This window comes from Granulicella tundricola MP5ACTX9 (assembly GCF_000178975.2).
Lineage (GTDB): Bacteria > Acidobacteriota > Terriglobia > Terriglobales > Acidobacteriaceae > Edaphobacter > Edaphobacter tundricola.
Genome location: NC_015064.1, coordinates 646,380 through 662,043 on the forward strand (window position 1 = coordinate 646,380; position 15,664 = coordinate 662,043).

Below are 15,664 nucleotides of genomic sequence, written 5' to 3' on the forward strand. Positions count from 1 at the left end.
CTGTCCCAAATCCGCACGGTCCTGAAGTCATGGGTTCGCAGGACGCGGAAGGCTTCGGCAAGCTCGACCCCAAGCCCCCCACCGGCCTCACCACGGATGAGATCGTCAAAAAGTTCGGCGCACGCGAGACCGCCTTCAATCAGGCCCTCAACGAGTACACCTTCCGCCGGACCGTTCGCGTCGAAACCCTCGCCGAGGATACGAACAAGGTCGATGGCGTCTACCAGGACGTCACCGACATCGTCCTGTCAGACAACGGCGGACGCTCCGAGCACGTCGTCTTCGCACCCCAGAACACGCTGGAGCGCGTCATGATGACCCAGTCGGACTTTGACGACATCACCCACCGCCTGCCCTTTATCCTCACCACCAAAGACCTGCCTCAGTACGACCTCACCTACATGGGCCGCCAGCACGTCGACGACCTCGACACCTATGTTTTTGAGGCCGCACCCAAGACCCTCGTCAAAGGCCAGCGTTACTTTCAGGGCCGCATCTGGGTCGACCAGAAGGACCTCCAGATCGTCCTCATCAACGGCAAGACCGTCCCCCAGGACATGCGCCGCGGTCATGAAGACCTCTCGCCCCCTTACACCACCTACTACTCAGAGGTGGATGGAGGCTACTGGTTCCCCGTCTACACGCACGCGGAGGGCAACCTGCACTTCGCCGCCGCCAACGGCGCGTTAGCCCAGGACGTCCACATCCGCTACACCGTCAAGTACGCCGACTACAAGCGCTTCCACGCCAAGTCCCGCATCATCTACAACGGCGAAACCCTCCCCGCCGCCGACCCCAGCAAGCCGGACACCCCCGAGAAGACCAACACCGAACCCACGGCCCAACCCGCCGCCGACCCCAACGCACCCAACCTCAAACACACGAAACCCCAACCGTAAGCCGGTCGGGGTTGCGTGGTGATGTTTGTGGTGCATTTGTGGTTAGTTCGTGGTGATTTGTGGTGCAGAAAATCACCACGGTGAGCAGCCCTCAGGCAGCCTCTCCAGACTCGAAATACAGATACCTGCGCCAGCTCGGATCGGCAGAACCGATCATCCGCATGATGTGCCGGCTGGTGTGCAAAGAGAACGGACGAGGCTCCCGCTGCAGCTTCATCTCCGTCAGCTCGTGCAGGAACTGGTTTCCTTTCTTACGGTTACAGTCATGGCAGCAAGCCACCAGGTTCTCCCACGTCGAGAGTCCGCCCCTGCTCCGGGGGATTACATGGTCCAAAGTCAGCTCCCCGGCGGTCAAAATCACCGAGCAATACTGGCAACAATTCCGGTCCCGCAGCAGGATGTTTTTACGCGACAAAGCACGCGTCTGGTGAGGTATCCGCCGATACTCTAAGAGCCTGATAACAGAGGGCATAGCGACATTCACCTTAGCCGCATGCAAGATCGCCCCCTGAGCCTCCTCCGTCCGCGCAACTCCTTTCAATACAAGCACTAACGCCCGTCTGGCACCACAAATATTGATCGGTTCATAGCTCGCATTCAGCACCAGCACCGGAGTTTGCATCCCCGGTTGCCGTGTAACTCGTTGATGCACATCGAGTTCCACCACATTTCGCCGATTTGCACCAGCATGACCCGCATGCCGCCCACTCCCCGTAACCCGCTGCTTCCGCATCTTGCCCGTCTGCATTCTTGATCCTCCGGTTCCGAAAGTTGTTTGATCTAAGCTCCACCGAATGAGTGAGTTGGCCCGGGCTTCAGGTCCCATCCCGCCACGTAAGCTCCAGGATTTCGCTGCTGCGCCGTGATCCTCTCACTCTGCGCCCGCGCCACCGTAGCCACCCAAACCTTACTCGCACCCGCCTTCACCAACACTCGCGCACATTCCCGTGCCGTAGCCCCGGTCGTGAGGATGTCGTCGATGAGCAGAACCTCTTTGTTTGCAACGTCTCCACGAACCTCAAACGCCCCGCGCAGATTCCGTCGTCGAGCCTTCCGCGAAAGCGCAAACTGGCTCTCCGTGCTCTTTCGCCGAACGAGCACTCCATGAGCCGCCTTAAGCTTCTTTCCGCGTAACTCCTTTAGAACCGCATCCGCCAGCAACCGAGACTGGTTATACCCCCGCCTTCTCTGCGACCGCACAAACAAAGGAACAGCCACCACCAGCGCATGGTCCGCCATCTTTCCCTCAAGCGACAACACCGCCTCACTCAGCCCACCCCCAAGCAGACGCGCAGCACCGGTGACCTCTTCATACTTGAAGAGGTGGATCAACTCTCTAAGTTCTTCAGAATAAACACCATAGGCCACGGCCCTCGTAAAGTCCGGAGGTGCCAGCCTGCACTCCCGACAGAGGAGTCCTTCCTTCAGCATTCCGCTGAAGCGTGCATCTTCCATATCCAGATCGAGGTCGAGCGCGTCCCCACACCGCCCGCATTCCATACCCGTCTTCCAATGAATCCGACCCAGACAATCGCTGCACACCGGGACTGTATCCACTCGCAGCAGCGATCCACCGCAGACGCGGCAATCTCCAGGAAAAACGGTGGTAACAACATCGCCTGCGGCAATCCTCGCTGCATTGAAAGGACTTCGTAGCACTCTTGCGATGGCGCGCCAGCCGTTTTCGGCCAGCCTGCCACCCACGCGTTCAGGCCCCGCCCCACCAGGCGGACCTCCCGCACCAACTCCGAGCGTCTGGCCATTCAAGCTCTCGCTGAAGACACACCTCACTCGCCAGCGCACCGTTCAGCGCCAATGCCCGAAGTATAGTCTCAGCCGTCCCCTCCGCGTCAACCGTGTTGTGACTGATAAACTCCCATCCAAGCCCGAATCAACCTGAACACCTGCGGAGAACAACCTCGATGGCAGCCCCGACACACTTTCAACCTTTCGTTCCCGCCTCTGAGAACCGCCCCGAGTTCAGCCTGCGCGCCCTCATTCTTGGTGCTGTCTTTGCCTGGGTCTTTGGTGCGGTCACGGTTTATGTAGGTCTAAGAGCTGGCCTCACGGTCGCTGCGTCCATTCCGATTTCCGTCATCTCGATCTCCGTTCTTCGCGTATTCGGCAAGGCCAGCATTCTCGAAAACAACATCGTCCAGACGATCGGCAATGCAGGCCAGTCGATCGCTTCAGGCGTGATCTTCACCCTGCCCGCTTTGATCTTCCTGGGCTTCGATCTCGAATCCACCCGCATCTTTGCCCTTGCGCTCTTTGGCGGCTGGCTCGGCGTTCTCTTTATGATTCCACTTCGCCGCCAACTCATTGTGGAAGAGCATGGCACGCTACTCTACCCGGAGGGGACAGCCTGCGCAGACGTCCTGATCGCCGGAGAACGTGGCGGCTCCTTCGCCTCCCGAGTCTTCTTTGGCCTCGGCCTCGGTGCTCTCTACACCTTCTTCCAGAACGACAACATCTTCTCCCTTTGGCCCTCCGGACCCAACTATGAGCCGGACCTGGGCGGCTCCCAGCACATTCTTAAGGGGGCAGCGGTTCGTGCCGATTGCACGCCGGAATACCTGGGTGTGGGCTACATTATCGGTATCCGCGTTGCGGCAGTGATGCTGGCGGGTGGAGTGTTTTCCTGGCTCGTCCTCATGCCCGCCATCTACTTCTTTGGTCATGGTCTGACGATCTATCCGGGCACGGCACCGATCCAGACGATGGACCCCAGCACGCTTTGGAAGACTTATGTCCGGCCCATGGGGGCTGGTGCGGTGGCTACGGCGGGTCTCATCACTCTGATGCGTACTGCGCCCACCATCTTCTCTGCCTTGGCTGAAGGTGTACGGTCGATCCGGGCTTCAAGGGCCTCCGCCACCGTCAAGGCCAAGACTGAGACCATCCGCACGGCTAATGACCTGCCGATGTCGGTTGTGTTGGGTGGTTCGGCGCTCCTTGTCATCCTGATCGTCGCCTTCCTGCAGTTCCATCCTGTGCATGGTGCTCAAGTGGGTCTGCTGGCGAACATCGCGGCCGCTCTGCTGGTCGTCGTCTTCGGCTTCCTTTTCGTTACGGTCAGCGCTCGCATTGTGGGCATCGTCGGTTCCAGCGCCTCTCCGGTCTCCGGCATGACCATCGCCACACTCATGGCGACTTGTGCCGTCTTCCTGGTCAAGGGTTGGACTGCGCCTGCCTTTGGGGCGCTCGCAATTACCATCGGCGGCATCGTCTGCATCGCCGCGTCTAATGCGGGCGATACCTCGCAGGACCTCAAGACGGGCTATCTGATCGGAGCCACGCCGTGGAAACAGCAGGTGGCTCTGATCGCCGGCGTTGTGATCTGCGTCTTCTCCATCGGCGCTACGCTCAACGCGATGAACAACGGCCTGGAGTCCTTCCAGCGTGTCGCTGTGCCCATTACCGTCACGCCGCAGATGTATGCGGATGGCGTCCAACAGAAGGGACAGTTCACGCGCGATCGAGTCACCCTCACCACCAAGGCGGGCGCACGCGAGACCATTAACGACGGTCGTTCCTACATCCTCCTGAACGCCATCGGCTCATCCACGGTTCCGGACGGAAAGTATCTCCTCAACCCCGCCACCAATCAGATCGTCATTCAGTGGACACAGGGGATCGGCAGTGAAAAGGCGGCCGCCCCGCAGGGCAAGCTGATGGCCACGGTGATCAATGGCATCCTCTCCCGTAAGCTGCCCTGGGGGCTGGTGCTGCTTGGGGTTGCGCTGGTCATCGTCGTCGAACTGCTGGGTGTTCGTTCCCTCACCTTTGCTGTTGGTGCTTACCTTTCCATAGCAACTACGCTGGCGATCTTTGTGGGCGGGCTGATGCGGTGGATGGTGGATCGGGCGATGATTCATCATCATGCCAAGGCGAGCGCGGAGCTGTATCAGAGCTCGCTGCTGCTCTGGCAGAACGATCGTGAGGCGTTCTTTGTGCGTCATCCGGATTTCGATGAGACGAATCCGGATCATCTGGACCCGGCGAATGGGCTGCCGGTCCCCACCTCGGTCACGCCTTCGCTGGATATGGAGTCGGAGGTGTCGCCGGGTAGCCTGTACGCCTCGGGGTTGATTGCGGCGGGTGGGATTGTGGGGCTGCTGGGGGTCTGCATCCGGCTGCTGGAGGGTTTGTCCGAGCAGCGGGGGGGAAGCTGGCAGTTCTGGCGGTTTCCGGCCAGCTTCAGCGCACACTCTCCGTTGCATGACACGGTCAGTGTCGTAATGTTCGGTCTGCTGGCGTTCAGCTTGTACTACTTTGCGCGGAAGCCGCTGGATAGTTAGTTTTCCTGGTTCATTTGCTGGTCCATTGTTTCGGACCCGGTGGTGGGGCTGGCGGTGAGTGCAGGGTCCGCGGCGCTGCCGGCGACCGAGGTGCGGGGGGCGAAGACGTCCGGGCCTACCGGCTCTGCGCCCTGGCCGATCTGCCAGCGGCCGCGGTCGAGGTAGAGGATCGTGGAGATGAGCGGGATCTCCGGTTGAATGACGATGAGGGTTGCTAAGTAGCGTTTGGTTTTGAGGAGGGCCTCCCCCGCACCCCTGACCGGTCTGCTGCGACGAAGGGTGCCGGGGATCTGTGGGATCTCCAGGATGCGGGGGTTGAGCTCCGGGTGGGCGTTTCCGTAGGCGGCTATGCTGCGGGCGACCTGCTTGGGGGTGAGCCAGCCATAGTCGGCGATGATGTCATGGTGGACGGCGCCAGGGAAGTAGGCGTTGACGACGTCTCCGGCGAAGTTAGCGCAGTTTGCGGTGCTGAGATGGTAGCGATGAACGTTGATGCGGTCGTTCATGGCGTCGACGAAGGCTTCATCCTGCTCGCGGGTGGTGGCTAGCTGGTAGCCCCAGAGTTTGCGGTTGAAGGCTACCCCGGCGGACTCCCACCACTCGTCTGTAACCTTGGCCTTCTCCTTCCCGTCGGGGACGATGTCCGCGAGGTAGCGGCGGCGGTAGGTCTGGCGCATGTCCCAGGCGATCTCGGGCGTGACGTAGGACGGGATGTTCTGGGGGCTATCGGTTGCGTAGAGAAATTGCATGACTGGCGTTGCGATCCAGTCCAGATTGCCGATTTGGTGGTAGCGGGCGATGACGACGCCCTCCGGCTCGCCGGGCTGACACATGCGAAGCTTGAGGGGGCCAGCTGCGCACACGTGATCGAGGTAGATGGCGGCGTGGCCGACGGGCATCATGGTTCCGAAAGGGCCGAAGGGTTCACCGACCAGAACTGTGAGGGAGGCGTGGGCCTGATTGCAGACAGCAAAGACCGTTGCGACGACGTACGCGCACATCAGGGGCCTTATGCTCTGGAGGCGGAACCGGAACATGGGAATTTATGACGCGATTTTGGCAAAAAAGGTCGCCAAGGAGTGCCTTGATCAGGCCTCCTGTTCGGTAACCGTGCATTCGATCTCTGCGACCTCCTTTCCGCTGCGAAGCTTCGAACTGGTTACGAGGTAGACGGCGATGAGGATTGCGGCCATTCCGGCGTATTCGATGGGCACCATACGCTCGTGGAGGAAGATGGCTCCGAGGACGACGGCGACGATGGGGTTGATGTAGGCATAGGTGGAGACCTTGGCGACGGGCACGTTGTCCAGCAGGTAGATGTAGGCGGTGTATCCGACGATGGAGCCGAAGGTGACGAGCCAGGCGATGGAGAGGACTGCCTGGGTGTTCCAGTGGATGTCACGGTAGGAGTGGGTGGCGAGCATGACGGAGGTGTTGAAGAGGCCTGCGAAGACCATCTCCCACGCGGCCGCGACGAAGGCCGTGGTTGCGAGCGAGGTGCGGCGGGAGAGGATGGAGCCGGAGGTCCAGCTGAGGGCTCCCATGAGGGCGACGATGGTGCCGATGAGCTGGGTTCGGCTGCCGTGGAGGCTTTCCAGCAGCCCGGGCCAGACGAGGATGACGAGGCCAGCGAAGCCGATGGTGATCCCGAGCCAGCCTTTGGCGCGGAGGCCTTCGCCTCTGGGCAGGAAGACCTCAAAGAGGGCGACGTAGAGGGGGATGACGGCGAGGAGGAGTGAAGAGAGGCCGCTGGAGAGGAACTGCTCGCACCAGACGAGGGAGGTGTTGCCGACGCCGAGCATCAGGATGCCGATGACGGCGAGCCAGGCGAAGTCCCGGGGGGACTGTTTGAGTTTGAGGCCGCGTGCGGCGCAGACGAGCAGCATGAGGGGGCCGGCGATCATGAAGCGGACGCCGGCGAGGACGAAGGGCGGGAGGACCTCGACGCCGAAGCGTATGGCGACGTAGGTGGAGCCCCAGAAGAAGTACACGCATGCGAATGCGATGAGGACGCGCGGAGAGAGTCTGGATTGGGTCACGGGGCTCCTTTCATCGTATCGTGTGCGGTTGTGAGGGTATCCCCCCACCCTGGGTGGAATGGCGTAAAGTCTTCAATCTTATGGAGTTAGGTCTGGACATGCTCCGTAAAGTATTGATTCTAGAAAGAGTGATTTGTAAAGTCCTAATTCTGAAAGGTTTATGAGGGTAATTGCGGTCACGACGGTGTTTCGTCCTGAGCTTTTTCCCTGTATTAATTGTACCGAAGTGTGTGGGGTAAATACCCCAACTATTTTTTGGGACTAAGTTGTTTAGTTTGCTTGGGTTGCAGGAGATTTTTGAGTGGTGGGGGCTTGACATGCGAATTTGCTGGTGTTTTTGAGGGTGTTTTGGGAAAGTTTTTTTGTTGGTGGTGTGTGGGGTTCCGGGAATGGGAATTTGTTGGGGAGTCTTGGGGCGAACAATGACAACGACCGAATCGAGGGTTACATCCCACCCATCGCGGTGCGGCTGCAATGGATGGGGCACGGAGACGGTGGTGGGTGATGGAGGAGGGCCCGGGGGCTGAAGCCCGCTTTCATGGTTGCCGGTTGACGGTGGGCTAAAGCCCACCTCTAATCCGAACGGCAACTGCAACGGCTGAATGGTAGAGTTTCGAGTTGTGAGTTTCGAGTTGCGAGTTAAAGACAGACAACCGCAACCGCACCTCCAGGCTCGCTTTGCGTCTTAGGATAGAGGCGAGGTGTTGCGATGCGTTGGTTGGGGTGGGTGCTGGCGGTGGGGATGGTGGGGACGGGCGTGGGGCAGCGGCAGGTGCTGCCGGTCGATCCGGCTGGAGCTCCGCATCGGTTGAGGCTGATTCTGAAGGACGGCAGCTACCAGATGGTGATGAGTTATAAGGTCGTCGGGAAGCGGGTGGTTTACGTGAGTGCTGAGCGGGGGGGCGAGACGGAGGAGATTCCTGTTGAGCTGGTGGACCTGCCGGCGACGGAGAAGTGGGTGAAGTCGCATGAGGCGGCGAAGGAGGGTGCTCCGGTGGTGGCGCAGGAGCCGGTGCTCGATCCGGAGCTGGCTAAGGAGGAGGCGGATCGGGCGGCGCTCACGCCGGAGGTGGCGAGCGTGCCGCCGGATGGGAGCCTGCGGCTGGCGATTGAGGATAGTGTGCTGGCGCTCGATACCTTTCATGGTGGGCCGGAGCTGGTGCCGCTGGTGCAGCAGCAGAGCGACCTGAACAAGAAGACAGGGCATGGATTTTTGAAGGGAGTAGTGAATCCGCGGTCGGCGGCGCACCAGGTGGTGCAGTTGAAGGGCGAGAAAGCGGATGTGCAGATGCACGTGGATAAGCCGGAGATCTATCTGCGGATTGGCGGGGATGTGGACCTGCCAACGGGGGCGGGGGCCATCACCGTCGATACGCATGGGGCGGATAATCGGCCGGCGAAGGGGCCGGACCCGGCGGAGAGCGAGTACGTGATCGTGCGGGTGGATGTGCGGCAGGATGCGCGGATTGTGACGAGCTTCAACGCGGGGCAGTTGGGGATCAAGAAGCAGCAGGACGTGATTGAGACGGTAAAGACTCCGCTCGCCGGGGGGCACTGGATGAAGCTGGTGCCGAAGGAGTCGCTGCTGATTGGCGAGTATGCCCTGGTGGAGGTGGTGGAGGAGGATCAGATCAACCTGGGGGTTTGGGACTTTGGGGTGCATCCGACTGCGGCGGAGAATCGGGATGTGGTGCGGCCGGAGAAGAAGAGGGCGGTGCGGCTGGAGAGGCGAGGCAGGGACTAAGGATCAGGGATCAGGGAGCAGGGAGCAGGGAGCAGGGAGCAGGGAGCAGGGAGCAGGGAGCAGGGAGCAGGGAGCAGGGAGCAGGGAGCAGGGAGCAGGGAGCAGGGAGCAGGGAGCAGGGAGCAGGGAGCAGGGAGCGCTTAGATGCGGTTGGCGATTGGCCTGCATCCAATGGGATACTGAAGAAGCAATGATAGCCTCCGCTACCTTGATCAATCCGCTTGAGAGCCTTCCAACGCTGGACACGCCTGCGCTGCGGGATAGTTATGGGCGGGCGATTACGGATCTGCGGGTATCGGTGACGGACCGGTGCAACTACCGATGTGTTTACTGCAGGACGGGTAATGAAGGGGCCATGTTCGATGAGCTTCCGATTGAGGATTACCTGCGGATCATCCGGGTTTTTGTTTCGTTGGGGATAGAAAAAGTAAGGCTGACGGGGGGCGAGCCGCTGTTGCGCGCGGGTTTGCTGGATCTGATTCAGGAGCTTTCTGGCGAGCGAACGCTGGGTGGGGAGAGGCTGGATATTGCGCTTACGACCAACGGGCACCTGCTCGCCGGGCTGGCGCAGCCGTTGAAGGATGCGGGGCTTTCGCGGATCACGGTTTCTATGGATGCTGTCGATTCTGAGACGTTTACGGCGATTACGCGGGTGCCGCGGAGCTTCGACAAGGTTCTGGCGGGGATTCGGGCGGCTTCCGCGGCGGGGCTGGGGCCGGTGAAGGTGAACTGCGTGCTGCTGCGGGGGTTCAACGACTCGCAGATTGAGGAGTTTGCGCGGTTCTCGCGGGACGAGGACGTGATCGTCCGGTTTATCGAGTGGATGCCGCTGGAGGAGCCTTCGAGCGCGCCGAATGCCCGGAACTGGAGCCGGGATACGGTGGTGACACTGGATGAGATCGTCACGCGGCTGAATGGGTTTATGCCGGTGGTGGAGCTGCCGGCGAATGCTGCAAGTGAGACGGCGAGGCGGTATACGTTTGCGGATGGGCGGGGGGAGATCGGAATTATTGCTCCGGTTTCGCGGCCGTTTTGTGGGCACTGCTCGCGGGTGCGGCTGACGTCCGATGGCAAGATACGGACTTGTTTGTTCTCGCAGACGGACCACGATCTATATGGGCGGTTGCGGCGGGGGGCGTCTGATGAGGAGCTTGCAGGTTATATACGGGGGGTGGTGGACCGGAAGGAGGCTCGGCATCATATTGGAGAGCCTGGGTTTGAGAAGCCGTCGCGTTCGATGGTGCATATTGGTGGCTAGGTCACAAACCAGACCGCTTTCTTCGTGGGGTAGTTCCGAAACGGAGTGCCTGCAACTTCCGTGGTAACGGTTCTTGACCTCTTATGAAAGTCAGGTATCGTCAGAATCAGGGCGGTAACGTGGCGTGAGAGAACGGCGACAATTCGAGGTCATCGAAAGCCGGCAGATGGATCATCTGCGGGTGTTTCATGACGTTGCGCGCTCGCTGACGACGACGCTGGAACTGGAAGAGATTTTGCTGGCCATCATGGATAAGATGGCGAATTTCTTTGGGCCGGAGCGTTGGTCGCTGCTGATGATCGATCCGGACTCGAACGATCTTTACTATGCAATTGCTGTGGGCGAGGATTCGAAGTCGCTGAAGGGGCTACGGGTTCCGCTGGGGCAGGGTGTGGCGGGGTGGGTGGCTTCTACGGGGAACCCGTTGGTGGTGCCGGATGTGTCGCTGGATCCGCACTGGTCGGCGTTTGCGCGGAGTCATCCGGATCTGAAGATCTCTTCGATTGCCTGCGTGCCGATCCGTTCGGGCGAGAATACGCTGGGGGTGATTCAACTCCTCAATTCCAAGCTGGATCTGCTTTCGGAGTACAGCATCTCGTTTCTGCGGATTCTGTGTGACTATGCGGCGATTGCGATTCAGAATGCACGGTCGCTGGCGTTGATCCAGGAGCTTTCGATTACGGACGACTGCACGGGGCTGTTCAACGCGCGGCGGCTGTATACGATGCTGGAGGAGCAGGTGACGCTGATTGCGCCGACCTCTACGAATCCGCTGGAGAAGGCCCATCCGCTGGCGTTTTCGCTGGTGTTTATCGATCTGGACTACTTCAAAAGCATCAACGATACCTACGGGCACCTGGTGGGGAGCCGGTTGCTGGCGGAGGTGGGGAGCCTGCTGCGGCGGATGGTAGGGCCGGAGGCTTCGGCGTTCCGGTATGGGGGCGACGAGTTTGTGGTGCTGCTGCCGGCGACGGGTAAGGATGCGGCGATCGCGCTGACGCTGGCGCTGTGCCAAGGGCTGCGGGATGCTACGTTTTTGCAGTCGGATGGGCTGACGCTGCATCTTTCGGGGAGCTTTGGGTTGGCGACGTTTCCTGAGGATGGGGCGAGTGTGCATACGATTCTGCGGTCGGCGGATTCGATGATGTACGACGTGAAGAACAGCACTCGGGACAATGTGGCGGTGGTTGGGCGGGGGCGGTTGATGGCGGCTGGTGGGCCGATTTCAGCGGATCGTAAGGCATCTGGACGACGTTAGTCGCTTCCGCTAGGAAGAATGTTCTAACTACGAAATTTTTTCGTAGCAATGTGGAACATTTGTAGTACTCTTCTCTCACAGCTTGTCCTGGCCCACATCGAGGACGCAAATAAGCGGGAAAAGGTATTCCAATGCAGACTCCCAGCAATCTCACAATCTGGCTCAGCGAACAGGCGGGACCGCTTGCGCTCATCGCCCTTCTGCTCGGCTTCGTGATGGTCGTGCTCTACCTCTCCGCTCGTAGCCGTCGGGTACGGATGAACGAGCAGCGGTCTGGTACCAACGAAGATACGTTCGTCAATTTCCTTACGGCGTACGGCTTCGATCCGAATATTGCACGGTCGACGTACCGTTACCTGCAGGATAAGCAGCGGGTCAGCTTCCCGATCGAGGCGGGCGACCTGTTGGATGAGGATCTCGGACTGGACAATGTGGATGTCACCGAGTCTGTACACGATCTGCTGTCTTTGAACTACCGCTTGCATCAGCCTGGGATCAATCACTCGCCGCTGGTTACGGTTGAGGACCTGGTGCGCTTCATTCAAGCTTCACCCCGTTTGTCTGAGATGGCTGCTTAACTTTTCTCCCTTGTACTCTGGTTAGCAAGACTGGCTCCCGTGCGCGGGGGCCAGTTTGCGTTTGAGGCGAGGGCGCGGCGATACAATCGTCTTCGGAGATCTTTGTGTCGACATCTTTCTCAGGGCTGCAGGACGTGACCGAATCGCGACTGCGGATGATTGTGGACACGATCCCGGCTTACATCGCTTATCTCGATCACGAGATGCGCTACGTGATGGTGAACCGGACGTACGAGGAGTGGTTCGGGCGTCCGGCTGCGGAGATTGTGGGACGCACGGTGGATGAGGTTCTGGGGGATTCGGCCGGGAATGTGAAGGGGCATCTGCTGGCTGCTCTGGATGGAGTTTCGCAGCAGTTTGAGGCACCGATGCGGACGGCGCTGGGGGATCGGTATCTGCGGGTGCAGCATGTTCCGGACCGGGATGAGGAGGGCCGGGTTCGCGGGGTGATCGTGCATGGGTTTGATATTACGGAGCGCCGGAATGCCGAGGAGGCGCTGCGGGAGAGTGAGGAACGGCAGCGGCTGGCGCTGGCGGCGGCGGGGGCCATCGGGACGTGGGACTGGGATGTGCAGCGGAACCTGGTGCGGGCGGATGCGAACTTCGCGGCGTTTTATGGCGTGGATGCTGAAGCGGCGGCGCAGGGGATTGCGATCGAGGCTTTCACGAAGGGTGTTCACCCGGAGGATTTTGTACGGGTGGGGGAGGCGATTGCACACGCGCTGGTGACGGGCGAGGAGTACACGTGTGAGTATCGGCTGGTGTCTGAGGATGGATCAGTGCGGTGGCTTTCGGCGTATGGGCGCTGCTCGCTGGCGGCGAATGGGACGCCGATCCGGTTTCCGGGGGTGACGGTCGATATCACGGACCGGAAGATGAGCGAGGATGCGCTGCTGCGGACGGAGAAGCTGGCGGCGGTAGGACGGCTGGCCTCGAGCATTGCGCACGAGATCAACAATCCGCTGGAGTCTGTGGTGAACCTGCTTTACCTGATCGAGGAGTCGGTTGATGGAGATGCAGATGAGCTACGGAACTATGCCCGGGTGGCGCAGCATGAACTGGGGCGGGTGAGCCAGATTGCGACCCAGACGCTACGGTTCTTCAAACAGACGACGGCTTCTACGGAGGTGAACCTGGGGGAGACGGTGGAGTCCGTGCTGGCGCTTTATAAGGGCCGTCTGCTGAACTCTGGGGTGATGGTGGAGCTGGGGGTACGGGGCGGGGCTACGCTGGTGTCGTATGAGGGGGAGCTGCGGCAGGTGCTGAATAACCTGGTGGGGAATGCGATCGACGCGATGCGGGGTGGGGGGCGGCTGGTGGTGCGGGCGAGGCCGGCGATGGATGGTGTGAGCGGACGGTGCGGGGTGCGGATTACGGTGGCGGATACCGGGATGGGGATGGATGCGGAGACAGCTCGGCGGATCTTTGAGCCGTTTTATACGACGAAGGGGATACTGGGGACGGGGCTGGGGCTTTGGGTGAGCACGGAGATCGTGCAGAAGCATAGGGGGCGGCTGCGGGTGAGGAGCCGGCGGGGGTTTGGGACGGTGTTTGCCTTGTTTCTGCCGCCTGCAGTTTAGAGGCTTACCGCGGATAAAAGGGAAAGACGGATCAAGGCAGGATAGAGCTTTTGAGTGGCGTGTGTGCTGATCTCTGGGGACGGCTTGAGTTGACAAGGATTGATCAAAGCGATGAAGGCTGATCTTGCCTGGGTGGGGGGACTTGCCCAGGGCTAAAGCCCGCTTTTTTTGTGGCCTTGAAGGGGGGCTGAAGCCCCCCTCTAATCCGAACGGCAACGGCAACGGGCAGTTGTTGCCGTGGTGGATTAGTGGACGGCTTCTCCGGCTGGGGCACCTTCTCCGGGCTTGTTTTTGCTGAGGAGGAAGGCCAGGCCGATCATGACGATGGACATGTAGCAGAGGAGGCGGAAGATGTCCTGGTAGGCCATGGCAGCCGCCTGCTGCTGGAGTTGCTGGTAGATGGAGGCCTGAGCAAGTCCGGTGGCGTCCGCGGTGTTGCCGGTGGTGCCTTTGAAGAGGCCGATAAGGCCGTTGAGGGCGCTCATATAACCCATGCTGCCGGGCTGCATGTGGTTCTGAAGCTGAGCCTGATGGAAGAGGGAGCGGTTGGTGACCTCGGCTCCGGTGAGGGCGATGAAGATACTGCCGCCAACGTTGCGGACGAAGTTGATGATGCCGGAGACCTGGTTGGAGGCCTCGCGGGGGAGACCGACGTAGGCGGCGTTGGTGATGGAGATGAAGCAGAAGGGGATGGGGATCATCAGGATGACGCGGAGGAAGGCGTTGTATCCGAAGCTGAGCCCGAGGTTGAGGGTGATGGAGTTCCACCAGAAGGCACCGGCGAAGAAGATGAAGCCGATGGCGGCGAGGTTGCGCGCGGCGAACTTGCCGGTGGCGATGCCGGCGAGCGGCATGACGACGACCAGAGCGATTCCGCCTCCGGTGAGTGCCATTCCGGCGATGGTGGCCGTGTAACCGAGGAGCTGCTGCATGAACTGGGGTTGGAGGACGGTGGAGGCGTTAAGGACTCCGCCGACCAAGGCCATGAGCAGGGCGCAGATGGCGAAATTCTTGTATTTGAAGAGCTTGATGTTCATGATGGGAGCCTTGCTGTTCCACTCCCAGTAGATAAGGCCGGCCATGCCGAAGACGAACATGGCAGCGAAGAAACGGATGAAGTTGGAGGCGAACCAGGCGTTTTCTTCACCCTTATCAAGTGCGATCTGGAGGCCGCCCATAGCGAGGGTCAGGAGACTGAGGCCGATGTAGTCAAGCTTGCGGAGGTTGGCGCGATCCGGCTTGAGCCAGGGGGGATCGTCCACGAAGCGGGTGACGAGGATGAAGGCCAGGATGCCGACGGGGATGTTGATGTAGAAGATCCAGCGCCAGGAGTAGTTATCGGTGATCCAGCCGCCGAGGGTGGGGCCGATGGAGGGGGCGAGAACGGCGACGAGACCATACAGGGCAAAGGCCTGACCGCGCTTTTTAGGCTCGAACGAGTCCGCCATGATGGCCTGGGCCATGGGCTGGAGACCGCCGCCGCCGATGCCCTGGATGACGCGGGCAAGGAGGAGGATGGGCAGTGAGGGAGCGAGACCGCACATGAAGCTGGCGATGGTGAAGAGGGTGATGCACGAGAGGAAGAAGTTCTTGCGGCCGATGACGGAGGAGGCCCAGGCACCGGCGGGCAGGACGATTGCGTTCGAGACGAGATAGCTGGTGAGAACCCAGGTGCCCTGATCCTCACTGGCGCCGAGGTTGCCGGCGATGTGGGGGAGGGCGACGTTGGCGATGGAGGTATCGAGAACCTCCATGAAGGCTGCGAGGGCGACGGTCGCGGCGATGAGCCAGGGGTTTACCCTGGGCTTCCATTGGTCAGAGGTCGCTTCGGGACCGGCCATGCTGGTGATACTCCTGCTGAATCTGGGTGCGCGGAATTAGAACCGCGTAGTACTTGAGATGACTGGTACGAGTGCGGGATGCATTGATTGCGTAGGTTTTATGGGTCTGGGCGGCTTGTGAGACGAAAAAGCCCGGGATTGGCCCGGGCTTCGGTGTTGCTTTGGT

The 15,664-nt window shown here is 60.5% G+C and carries 12 protein-coding genes; 7 read left to right on the forward strand and 5 right to left on the reverse strand.

The features are described 5' to 3' along the window. Window positions 1-29 precede the first annotated feature (29 nt). A complete protein-coding gene (locus ACIX9_RS02695; protein ID WP_198152143.1) occupies window positions 30-899 on the forward strand; it encodes a hypothetical protein in 870 nt (289 codons plus the stop codon). A gap of 91 nt (window positions 900-990) precedes the next feature. Here the strand turns inward: ACIX9_RS02695 and ACIX9_RS02700 are convergent, their stop codons facing one another. Together ACIX9_RS02700 and ACIX9_RS02705 are read right to left on the reverse strand one after the other, a co-directional pair. Further along, a complete protein-coding gene (locus tag ACIX9_RS02700) occupies window positions 991-1,521 on the reverse strand; it encodes an HNH endonuclease (protein WP_232298777.1) in 531 nt (176 codons plus the stop codon). A 158-nt stretch (window positions 1,522-1,679) separates the two neighbouring features. Then, window positions 1,680-2,399, reverse strand: coding sequence for a ComF family protein (locus tag ACIX9_RS02705; protein WP_013578941.1), 720 nt, complete (start codon window positions 2,397-2,399; stop codon window positions 1,680-1,682). Window positions 2,400-2,821: 422 nt separating this feature from the next. On the opposite strand from ACIX9_RS02705, the gene ACIX9_RS02710 reads away from it, so the two are divergent. Further along, the gene (locus ACIX9_RS02710; protein WP_013578942.1) at window positions 2,822-5,200 is read left to right on the forward strand and encodes an OPT family oligopeptide transporter; all 2,379 of its coding nucleotides are present in this window, start codon (window positions 2,822-2,824) and stop codon (window positions 5,198-5,200) included. Here ACIX9_RS02710 and ACIX9_RS02715 read toward each other — a convergent pair. Further along, window positions 5,197-6,201 (reverse strand): DUF4105 domain-containing protein, encoded by a 1,005-nt coding sequence (locus tag ACIX9_RS02715; protein WP_157477233.1) that lies wholly within the window; start codon window positions 6,199-6,201, stop codon window positions 5,197-5,199. The genes ACIX9_RS02710 and ACIX9_RS02715 overlap by 4 nt on opposite strands. An 87-nt stretch (window positions 6,202-6,288) precedes the next feature. Then, window positions 6,289-7,239, reverse strand: coding sequence for an EamA family transporter (locus ACIX9_RS02720; RefSeq protein ID WP_013578944.1), 951 nt, complete (start codon window positions 7,237-7,239; stop codon window positions 6,289-6,291). 709 nt (window positions 7,240-7,948) lie between these two features. On the opposite strand from ACIX9_RS02720, the gene ACIX9_RS02725 reads away from it, so the two are divergent. The 5 genes from ACIX9_RS02725 to ACIX9_RS02745 all read left to right on the forward strand — a co-directional run bounded on the left by ACIX9_RS02725 (window position 7,949) and on the right by ACIX9_RS02745 (window position 13,657). Further along, entirely contained in the window at window positions 7,949-8,983 is a 1,035-nt protein-coding gene (locus tag ACIX9_RS02725) for a hypothetical protein (protein ID WP_013578945.1), read from the forward strand. Between the two features lie 190 nt (window positions 8,984-9,173). Then, entirely contained in the window at window positions 9,174-10,241 is a 1,068-nt protein-coding gene (gene moaA / locus ACIX9_RS02730) for a GTP 3',8-cyclase MoaA (protein ID WP_013578946.1), read from the forward strand. Between the two features lie 124 nt (window positions 10,242-10,365). Then, entirely contained in the window at window positions 10,366-11,499 is a 1,134-nt protein-coding gene (locus ACIX9_RS02735; RefSeq protein WP_157477235.1) for a GGDEF domain-containing protein, read from the forward strand. A gap of 131 nt (window positions 11,500-11,630) precedes the next feature. Next, window positions 11,631-12,077: a hypothetical protein gene (locus ACIX9_RS02740; RefSeq protein ID WP_013578948.1), complete on the forward strand. Its 447-nt coding sequence runs from the start codon at window positions 11,631-11,633 to the stop codon at window positions 12,075-12,077. 104 nt (window positions 12,078-12,181) lie between these two features. After that, complete coding sequence (locus tag ACIX9_RS02745; RefSeq protein ID WP_013578949.1) at window positions 12,182-13,657, forward strand: PAS domain-containing protein; 1,476 nt, start codon at window positions 12,182-12,184, stop codon at window positions 13,655-13,657. A 245-nt stretch (window positions 13,658-13,902) separates the two neighbouring features. Here the strand turns inward: ACIX9_RS02745 and ACIX9_RS02750 are convergent, their stop codons facing one another. Continuing rightward, the gene (locus ACIX9_RS02750) at window positions 13,903-15,498 is read right to left on the reverse strand and encodes a DHA2 family efflux MFS transporter permease subunit (protein ID WP_013578950.1); all 1,596 of its coding nucleotides are present in this window, start codon (window positions 15,496-15,498) and stop codon (window positions 13,903-13,905) included. Between the last annotated feature and the right edge of the window lie 166 nt (window positions 15,499-15,664).

Excerpts from the sequence above, each read along its gene's own strand:
- ACIX9_RS02695 (WP_198152143.1), top strand. The coding sequence starts at position 30 with ATGGGTTCGCAGGACGCGGAAGGCTTCGGCAAGCTCGACCCCAAGCCC.
- ACIX9_RS02700 (WP_232298777.1), bottom strand. The coding sequence starts at position 1,521 with ATGCAAACTCCGGTGCTGGTGCTGAATGCGAGCTATGAACCGATCAAT.
- ACIX9_RS02705 (WP_013578941.1), bottom strand. The coding sequence starts at position 2,399 with ATGGAATGCGGGCGGTGTGGGGACGCGCTCGACCTCGATCTGGATATG.
- ACIX9_RS02710 (WP_013578942.1), top strand. The coding sequence starts at position 2,822 with ATGGCAGCCCCGACACACTTTCAACCTTTCGTTCCCGCCTCTGAGAAC.
- ACIX9_RS02715 (WP_157477233.1), bottom strand. The coding sequence starts at position 6,201 with ATGTGCGCGTACGTCGTCGCAACGGTCTTTGCTGTCTGCAATCAGGCC.
- ACIX9_RS02725 (WP_013578945.1), top strand. The coding sequence starts at position 7,949 with ATGCGTTGGTTGGGGTGGGTGCTGGCGGTGGGGATGGTGGGGACGGGC.
- moaA (WP_013578946.1), top strand. The coding sequence starts at position 9,174 with ATGATAGCCTCCGCTACCTTGATCAATCCGCTTGAGAGCCTTCCAACG.
- ACIX9_RS02740 (WP_013578948.1), top strand. The coding sequence starts at position 11,631 with ATGCAGACTCCCAGCAATCTCACAATCTGGCTCAGCGAACAGGCGGGA.
- ACIX9_RS02750 (WP_013578950.1), bottom strand. The coding sequence starts at position 15,498 with ATGGCCGGTCCCGAAGCGACCTCTGACCAATGGAAGCCCAGGGTAAAC.